The organism is Kitasatospora sp. NPDC023385 (genome assembly GCF_055664045.1).
Genome location: NZ_JBVOOL010000034.1, coordinates 57,593 through 65,334 on the forward strand (window position 1 = coordinate 57,593; position 7,742 = coordinate 65,334).

Annotated in this window: 8 protein-coding genes; 4 read left to right on the forward strand and 4 right to left on the reverse strand. The window is 74.0% G+C overall.

The features are described 5' to 3' along the window. Window positions 1-18: 18 nt before the first annotated feature. A complete protein-coding gene (locus tag AC0B61_RS32710; protein WP_471745427.1) occupies window positions 19-1,224 on the forward strand; it encodes a hypothetical protein in 1,206 nt (401 codons plus the stop codon). 73 nt (window positions 1,225-1,297) lie between these two features. Here the strand turns inward: AC0B61_RS32710 and AC0B61_RS32715 are convergent, their stop codons facing one another. Then, the gene (locus AC0B61_RS32715; protein ID WP_471745428.1) at window positions 1,298-1,873 is read right to left on the reverse strand and encodes a TerD family protein; all 576 of its coding nucleotides are present in this window, start codon (window positions 1,871-1,873) and stop codon (window positions 1,298-1,300) included. Between the two features lie 147 nt (window positions 1,874-2,020). Then, on the reverse strand, window positions 2,021-2,518 hold the full coding sequence (locus tag AC0B61_RS32720; protein ID WP_471745430.1) for a hypothetical protein: 498 nt from the start codon (window positions 2,516-2,518) through the stop codon (window positions 2,021-2,023). 88 nt (window positions 2,519-2,606) lie between these two features. On the opposite strand from AC0B61_RS32720, the gene arfB reads away from it, so the two are divergent. After that, window positions 2,607-3,041: an alternative ribosome rescue aminoacyl-tRNA hydrolase ArfB gene (arfB, locus tag AC0B61_RS32725; protein ID WP_471745432.1), complete on the forward strand. Its 435-nt coding sequence runs from the start codon at window positions 2,607-2,609 to the stop codon at window positions 3,039-3,041. 1 nt (window position 3,042) lies between these two features. Here arfB and AC0B61_RS32730 read toward each other — a convergent pair whose 3' ends face one another. Further along, window positions 3,043-3,570 (reverse strand): flavin reductase family protein, encoded by a 528-nt coding sequence (locus AC0B61_RS32730; RefSeq protein ID WP_471745434.1) that lies wholly within the window; start codon window positions 3,568-3,570, stop codon window positions 3,043-3,045. A gap of 371 nt (window positions 3,571-3,941) precedes the next feature. Between AC0B61_RS32730 and AC0B61_RS32735 the strand changes: the two genes are divergently transcribed. Both AC0B61_RS32735 and AC0B61_RS32740 read left to right on the forward strand, forming a co-directional pair. Further along, entirely contained in the window at window positions 3,942-5,732 is a 1,791-nt protein-coding gene (locus AC0B61_RS32735; RefSeq protein ID WP_471745436.1) for a GGDEF domain-containing protein, read from the forward strand. 188 nt (window positions 5,733-5,920) lie between these two features. Then, window positions 5,921-6,898, forward strand: coding sequence for a hypothetical protein (locus tag AC0B61_RS32740; RefSeq protein WP_471745438.1), 978 nt, complete (start codon window positions 5,921-5,923; stop codon window positions 6,896-6,898). A gap of 76 nt (window positions 6,899-6,974) precedes the next feature. On the opposite strand, the gene AC0B61_RS32745 is transcribed toward AC0B61_RS32740, so the two are convergent. Next, a partial coding sequence (locus AC0B61_RS32745) for an N-acetylglucosamine-6-phosphate deacetylase (RefSeq protein ID WP_471745440.1) occupies window positions 6,975-7,742 on the reverse strand: 768 nt, incomplete at its 5' end.

A 7,742-nucleotide genomic window follows, 5' to 3' on the forward strand; every position in this document is an offset into this window, starting at 1 on the left:
GCACGCTAGTTTCTTGGCATGTCTCGCGGACGCCACCGTCATTCCTCCGTCCTCGGCCGGGTCTTTCCCCCCACCGCCGCCGGCGTACTGCTGGTCGCCGCACTGGCCGCTCTGCTTTTCAGTCAGGACGCCATCCTGGTGCGCTCGGTGGGCGTCGCGGCGGTGATCGCGACGCTCGGCTTCGCGCTGCTGCTGCGGCAGCGGGACAAGACGGCCCGGGCGGCCGCCGAGATGTCCGCGGCGCAGCGGCTGCGGGCCGAGGAGCGGTTCGAGGAACAGCTGGCGGAGGCCGAGTACGCGGCGGAGGTCGCCGAGGAGCGGGCCACCCGGTTCGGGCGGCGGCTGACGGCGGAGAAGTCGCGGCTGGCGAAGGCCGAGACGGAGATCGCCCGGCTGCTGCGGGAGCGGGCCGTGTCGGTGGCCGAGCAGGCGCTCAAGGAGGCCGAGGCGGCCCAGCGGGCCCTCGCGGCGAGCCGTCCCAAGTACCCGGCCAGTCCGGCCGCCTTCGTGCGCGCGGCGGCCGTGCTGCGGCTGCTGGAGCGCCGCGCGGCGGAGCAGGAGGCGCGGCGGGAGCGTACGGCGGGCGCGGAGGTCGCGTTGCGGGCGCGTACCGCCCCGGCCGCGCAGGCTGCCCCGGCGCCCGCGCCGGTGGCCGTGCCGGCGCCGGTGGCGCCCGCGGTGCCCACGCCGGCTCAGGCGCCGGTCGCCGAGCGGTCCGCGGCTGAGCGGTCCGTGGCCGAGCCGTCGGCGGCCAAGCCGTCGGTGCGGCCCGCGCCGGTGCGTCCGGCGCTGACCGCGACGGTCGGTCCGCTCGGCGGGACGTCGGTCGTTCCGGTCGCGGCGCCGACTCCGGTGGAGCGGCAGCGGCCTCGGGTGGCGCAGTCCGGGCAGACGCGCGGGCAGGGTTTCAGCTTCTTCGGCCGCGGCTCGGGTGCGGGGGTGCGGCCGGTGGCCCCGGCGCCGGCGGTGGGCAGCGTCGCCGAACTGGGCGAGCGGGCCGACCTGGCGGACGTGGTGGGCGACGAGGCGGTGGCCGCCAAGGCCGAGGCCGACGCCCGGGCGGCTGAGGCGGCTGCTGAGGCTGCCGAGGCTGCGGCGCAGGACGGGACGCGGACGGTGCAGCCGGTCGACCGGCCGGAGCAGGCCGAGCCGACGGTGGTGGACCTGACGCCGGAGGACGAGACCGAGCTGATCCAGCTGCCGGAGCTGCGCGCCTCGCGCTGAGTCCGGCAGGAACGCCGCGGCGCGGGAAGTCGGCCGGACCGACTTCCCGCGCCGCGGCGTTGCCGGCGGTGCGTCAGAGCTGGACGCCGAAGTCCTGGGCGATGCCCGCCAGGCCGGAGGCGTAGCCCTGGCCGACGGCGCGGAACTTCCACTCGCTGCCGTTGCGGTAGAGCTCGCCGAAGATCATCGCGGTCTCGGTTGCGGCGTCCTCGGAGAGGTCGTAGCGGGCGATCTCGGTGCCGCCGGCGGCGTTCACCACACGGATGTGGGCGTTGCGGACCTGGCCGAAGCTCTGGCCGCGGGCGACGCCGTCGTAGATGGTGACCGGGAAGGTGATCTTGACGGCCTCGGCCGGGAGGCCGGTCAGGTTGACGTTGATCGACTCGTCGTCCCCCGCGCCCTCGCCGGTGCGGTTGTCACCGGTGTGCACGACGGTGCTGTCCGGCGTGCTGGTGTTGTTGAAGAAGACGAAATGGGCGTTGGACAGCACCTTGCCGTCCGCGTTCAGCACGATCGCGCTGGCGTCGAGGTCGAACTCGGCGCCGGTCGTGGTGCGGACGTCCCAGCCCAGGCCGACGGTGACCGCGGACAGGCCGGGGGCCTCCTTGGTCAGCGAGACGTTGCCACCCTTGGAGAGGCTCACTGGCATGCGATTGCAGTCCCTTCGTTCACTTCGTGCGCTTTTTCCCGGACAACGCGATGCCCCGGCGGCTTGGTTCCGCAGGGGTCGTGAATTCTTCGTGGATGCCAATCCGGGACAATGCCAATACGGGGCAAAGGCCAGGCAATGCGGTGGTCAGATCCGCCGGAAACGGCCCTGCAGTGACCAGATGTTCGGGTTGTCGGCCAGGTCGGGGTGCATGTCGCAGAGGTCGGCGAGGGTGTCCTGGAGGAAGTCCCGGGCCTCGCGGCGCAGGTCGCTGTGCCGGATCACGGCCGGGGGCTCGTCGGGCAGCCAGGTCGCGGTGACCTCGACCCAGTTGAAGCGGCGGGCGAAGCGCAGCAGCTCTGTGTTCTGGGTGAAGTCCAGGTCGGCGGTCTGCACCCGGGCGGCCCGGCTGCCGTCCGGGTCGCGGTCCAGGTGCTCGGCGATGTCGCACAGCGCCCAGGCGAAGTCGAGCACCGGCACCCAGCCCCAGGCGGTGGACAGCTCCGCGCCCTCCGCGTCCAGGTAGACGTCGCCGCAGAACAGGTCGTACCGCAGGGCGTGCACGGACGCGGTGCGGTAGTCCGTCTGCGGGGGGTCGGGGAAGCGGTTGGAGAGGGAGTAGCCGAGCTCGATCACGTACGCCATTGTCGGGGTTCGGAGCGGGCGGGGGTAACCGGGTGGGTGGCTCGGATAACCGGGTGACCGGGCGGGCCGGGCGCGGGATGATGGACGCATGCCCGAGCCCATCCGCGTACGGGGATCGGTGGTCGTCCCCGACGCCGAGCTCGTCTGGCGCTTCTCGCGTTCCTCCGGCCCCGGTGGCCAGCACGTCAACACCTCCGACTCCAGGGTCGAGCTGCGCTTCGACCTGGCCGCCACCCGGGCGCTGCCCGAGGTGTGGCGCGAGCGTGCCCTGGAGCGGTTGGCCGGGCGGCTGGCGGACGGCCGGGTGCTGGTGGTCCACGCCTCGGAGTTCCGCTCGCAGTGGCGCAACCGGGAGGCGGCCGCGGCCCGGCTGTCGGCGCTGCTGACCGAGGCGTGCGCGCCGCCGCCGAAGGCCCGGCGGGCCACCAGGCCGAGCCGGGGGATGGTCGAGCGGCGGCTGTTCAACAAGCGGCACCGCTCCGAGCTGAAGCAGGGCCGCCGGCCGCAGCGCGGCGGCGAGTAGCTCAGCCCAGGGTGCGGTAGCCGCCGCGGAAGTAGAGCAGCGGGCGGCCGCCGGGATCGGGCACCGCGGCCTCCAGGACGCGGCCGACCAGCAGGGTGTGGTCGCCCGCGGGTATCCGCTGTTCGGTGCGGCACTCGACGGTGGCCAGTGCGCCCTCGATCAGCGGGGCGCCGGTGCGCGGGCCGCGGTGGTGCGGGGTGTCCGCGAACAGCAGCCGGTCGCTGAGCCGGCCCTTCATGGCGAACCGCGAGCCGAGCGTCTTCTGCGCCTCCGTCAGCACCGAGACCGCCCAGGTGTCGACCCGGGAGAGCACCTCGTCCATCCGGGAGTCCTCGCGGACCGAGATCAGCACCAGCGGCGGCTCCAGCGACACCGAGAGGAAGGACGTGGCGGTCATGCCGACGTCCTCGCCGTCCTCCGGGTCGTGGAGGGTCACCAGGCTCACGCCGGAGGCGAGCTGGGAGAGAGCTGCCCGGAACTCGTCGGGCGTGGCGTGGGGGGCAGCTTCGGGCTGCGGGGACGGGTGCACGTACCGCACGGTAGTCGTCACTCGCGCGGAACGGCATCGGGCCTTGGTCGTAGGACCGGCGGCGGCAGTCGTAGGGTCACGGCCGGTGTCCGGGCTCACTCTCAGGAGTGAAGCCGGGCCGACCGGGGATGCAGCCGGCTTCAGCTCGTGGCTGATGCGGTCGACCACGGAATTATCCCGATGGCGCTTTTTGTCCCGCTATGGGGCGGATGAACTGATGAAGGACGCATTAGTCTCGTGTGATTTAAGTCACAAGTGATGGCCTATTGCTGACCGAGCGTGCCGAACGCTGTGCTCCCTGTGATTCAGTTCTTCTGGCAATCGGACGATAACCAATCAAGAACTATCCGAAGCAGCCGGGGAGCCCCCGCATGGAAGCCGAGTCGGAGCCGTACGTCCGTCTCGCGACCCTCCGCACCTTGCACCGGGTCGTGGCGGACCTCAACGCTGCCCGCAGCCTCGCGGGCACGCTGCAGGCCGTCGTCGAGGGCGCGGTGCACGGGCTCGGCTTCGACGCCGCCGCGGTCAGCCTCGTCCGCCCGGACGGCGACCTCGTGGTGGCGGCCGTCTGGGAGCTCGAGGAGAGCCCGATGGGTGGCCCCTCCGTCCTGCTCGGCCAGGTCGGCTCCCGGGAGTCCTGGGACCGGCTGCTCGGCGTCAGTGACCACTGGGGCACCCTGCGCTTCCTGCCCTACGACCGCGGCTGGGCCGTCGCCAGCGACATCCCGCGATGGATCGGTGACAGCCCGCTGCCCGTGTACGCCAACGACTGGCACCCCGCCGACGGGCTGCTCGCCCCGATGTACAGCGCCGGCGGCGACCTGCTCGGGGTGCTCTCGGTGGACCGCCCGCGCAGCGGCAAGCGGCCCGGGGCCTGGACCCGCGAGGCGCTGGAGATGTTCTCCCTGCAGGCTTCGATCGCGATCGGCAACGCCCGGCTGCGGGCCGAGATGCAGCGCGCGCTGGCCCGCCTGGAGAAGGAGCAGCAGGCGCTGCGGGCCAGCGAGGAGAGCTTCCGCCAGGCCTTCGAGTACGCGCCCAGCGGGATGGCCATCACCGAACTGCACGGCGCCGGGCGCGGCCAGCTGACCAGGGTCAACGACGCGCTGTGCCGGCTGCTCGGCCGCCCCCGCGCGGTGCTGCGCCAGCAGAGCTTCGCCGACCTCGTCCACCCCGAGGACCGCGCGCTGCTGGAGCGCACCAGCGCCGAGAGCGGCCGGGCGGAACTGCGGCTGTCCCGCCGGGACGGCGGCTACCAGTGGGTCTGCCTGCGCAACTCGATCGTGGCGGACGCGGCCGAGGGGCCGAGCTTCCTGCTCACCCACGTGGAGGACATCGAGGACCGCAAGCGGCACGAGTTCCAGCTCGCCCACCGGGCCAGCCACGACGCGCTCACCGGCCTGCCCAACGGCGCCGAGCTCAAGGCCCGGCTGGCCCGCCGGCTCTGCGCCCTGCCGCAACGGGTCGGCGCCGCCGCCGGCCCGGCCGAGGCGGCCTACCCCCCGCCGTACGGCTACCCGGCCGACTCCTACAGCGCGCACGCGGCCCACGACGGGCTGGAGGGCGCGGACCCGTACGCCGCGCAGGTGCACGGCTACGGGCTGCCGGACGGCGGACCGCCGCCCGGCCTCGCCCCCGGCTACGGCGAGCACGTGCACGCGGTCGTCCCGGCGGACCACGGCCCGGGCGGCGAGGTCTGGTCCGCGCCGTTCCGCTCCGGCGGCGCGGCCGCGGCGGACAAGGGGCTCGCCGTGCTCTTCTGCGACCTGGACGGCTTCAAGTCGATCAACGACCGGTTCGGCCACAACGCGGGCGACGCGGTGCTGGTCGAGGTCGCCCGGCGGCTGAGCCAGGCCGTCCGGGACGGCGACACCGTGGCCCGGCTCGGCGGCGACGAGTTCGTGGTGCTGGCCGACGGCATCGGCCGCGAGGAGGCCAAGGACCTCGCCCACCGGCTGCGCAACGCGATCATCCCGCCGATGCGGATCGACGGGCGGGCGATGCGGGTCGGGGTGAGCCTCGGGATCGGCTGGGCCGGCTGCGGGATGAGCATCGAGGAGGTGCTGCACACCGCGGACGAGCGGATGTACGACGAGAAGCGGGCCCGGGGCGGGGCGGTGCGCGGTGCGCGCGGCGAGCGCTCGCACCGGCGGGCCGGCTGAGGCCGTACGGGTGCGGACGGTACGCTCCGCAGGCGCCGCGACGGCGGGCCGGCCCTGGCTACCCGCGAGTTGTCAAGGGGTCTTTCCCCGCGGTCAGGTACGACAGGTAGGGTTCCCGGGACGACAGCGTCCATGATCTGCGCCGCCCGCAGCCCGGCGGCGCGCACCGGATGGGGGAGCAGACCACCGTGACGACCGCCGGCAGCAACGGAGTGCCCGAGGGCCAGGGGGGCGGTGCCCCGGAGGACGACGACCCGTTCGGCTACCTCTACCGTCCGGCCGACGGCTCCACCGGGCAGCCGGCCGAGCCGCAGCAGGGAGTCCCCCGGACGCCGTACAGCCGCCCGATGGAGGTCGGGCGGGCGCAGTACGGCCAGCACTACCAGCAGGCGCCGACGCGCGCGCAGCAGCCGTACGGGCACCCGGGCGGCCAGCCGCAGGCGCCGTACGGTCAGCCGGGTGCGCCGCAGCAGGCCGAGTACGGCGCCGCGCCGAGCCAGCCCGGCCGCTACGCCGAGCACTCCCGGCCGCAGCCGGGCGAGGAGCCCCGCAGCAGCGGCCGGAGCAAGGGCGCGGTGATCGGCGCCGTCGCCGTGGTCGCGGCCATCGCGATCGGCGCGGGGATAGCGCTCTCCACCGGCGACCCGGACAGCGGCAAGAACGCCAAGGGCGGCACCGCGACCACCGCCCCGCCCGCGCCCACGGGCACCGGGCCGACCGGCCCGACCGGGACGGGCTCGCCGTCGGCGAGCGCCACCGTCGCGGCCGGCCCCTCCACCGTGGACGCCGGGCAGCTGCAGGGGCAGAACGCGCCGGCCGCCAACAGCGTCAAGGGCGCCAAGTCCGCCGACGGCAGCTACCTGACGCTTCAGCCGGGCGGTTCGGTGACCTGGAACGGCGAGATCGCCACGGCCGGGACGTACAAGCTGACCGTGCGGTACAACAACACCGGCGGGCTCGTGCAGGGCGCGGCCTCGGTGAACGGCAAGGACTGGCCGAACGGGCTGTCGTACAAGAACTGGACGCCCGGCAGCAAGGACCCGGCGTCCTCCTGGTTCACCACCTGGATACTGCCGCAGTTCCAGGCCGGGTCGAACTCGGTGACGTTCACGGTGCCGTCCGGGCCGATCCTGATCGACCAGATCACCATCGAGCCGAACGGCTGAGCGACCGAGCCCGAACGCGAAGCGGCCGCCCGTCCCCGTGGGGGAGGGCGGCCGTTGCCGTTGCCGTCGTCGCTGGTCAGGCGGGTTTCACGGTGGGGAAGGCGTCGCCGCCGACGATCCAGCGGCCGTGGCGCATGACGGCGACCAGGTCGTAGGTCTCGGAGTCGACCACGACGAGGTCGGCGAGCTTGCCGGCCTCCAGCGAGCCGATGGAGTCGCTGAGGCCGAGCAGCCGGGCGGGGGTGGCGGACAGCGACTCGACGGCCTGCCGGAGGGTCAGGCCGTTGACGGTCACCGAGCGCTTGAACGCCACGTCCAGGGTGAGGGTGGAGCCCGCGATCGCCCCGCCCTCGACCAGCCGCGCGACGCCGTCCTTGACTTCGACCTGGAGGGGGCCGAGGGGGTAGAGGCCGTCGCCCATGCCGGCGGCGCCCATGGCGTCGGTGATCAGGGCGACGCGGGTGGGGCCGGCGGTGCGGTAGGCGAGGTCGAGGACGGAGGGGTGGAGGTGGACGCCGTCGTTGATCAGTTCGACGGTGACGCGGTCGTCCTCGAGGAGGGCGACGATGGGGCCGGGGGCGCGGTGGGCGATGCCGGGCATGGCGTTGAAGAGGTGGGTGGCGACGGTGGCGCCGGCGTCGACGGCCCGGAGGGTGGTGGGGTAGTCGGAGTCGGTGTGGCCGATGGCGGCGATGACGCCGAGGTCGGCGAGCATGCGGACGGAATCGAGGCCGCCGGGGAGTTCGGGGGCGAGGGTGACCATGGTGGCGTGGCCGCGGGCGGCGTCGACGAGTTTGCGGACGAGGGCGGGGTCGGGGTCGCGCAGGAGGTCGGGGCGGTGGGC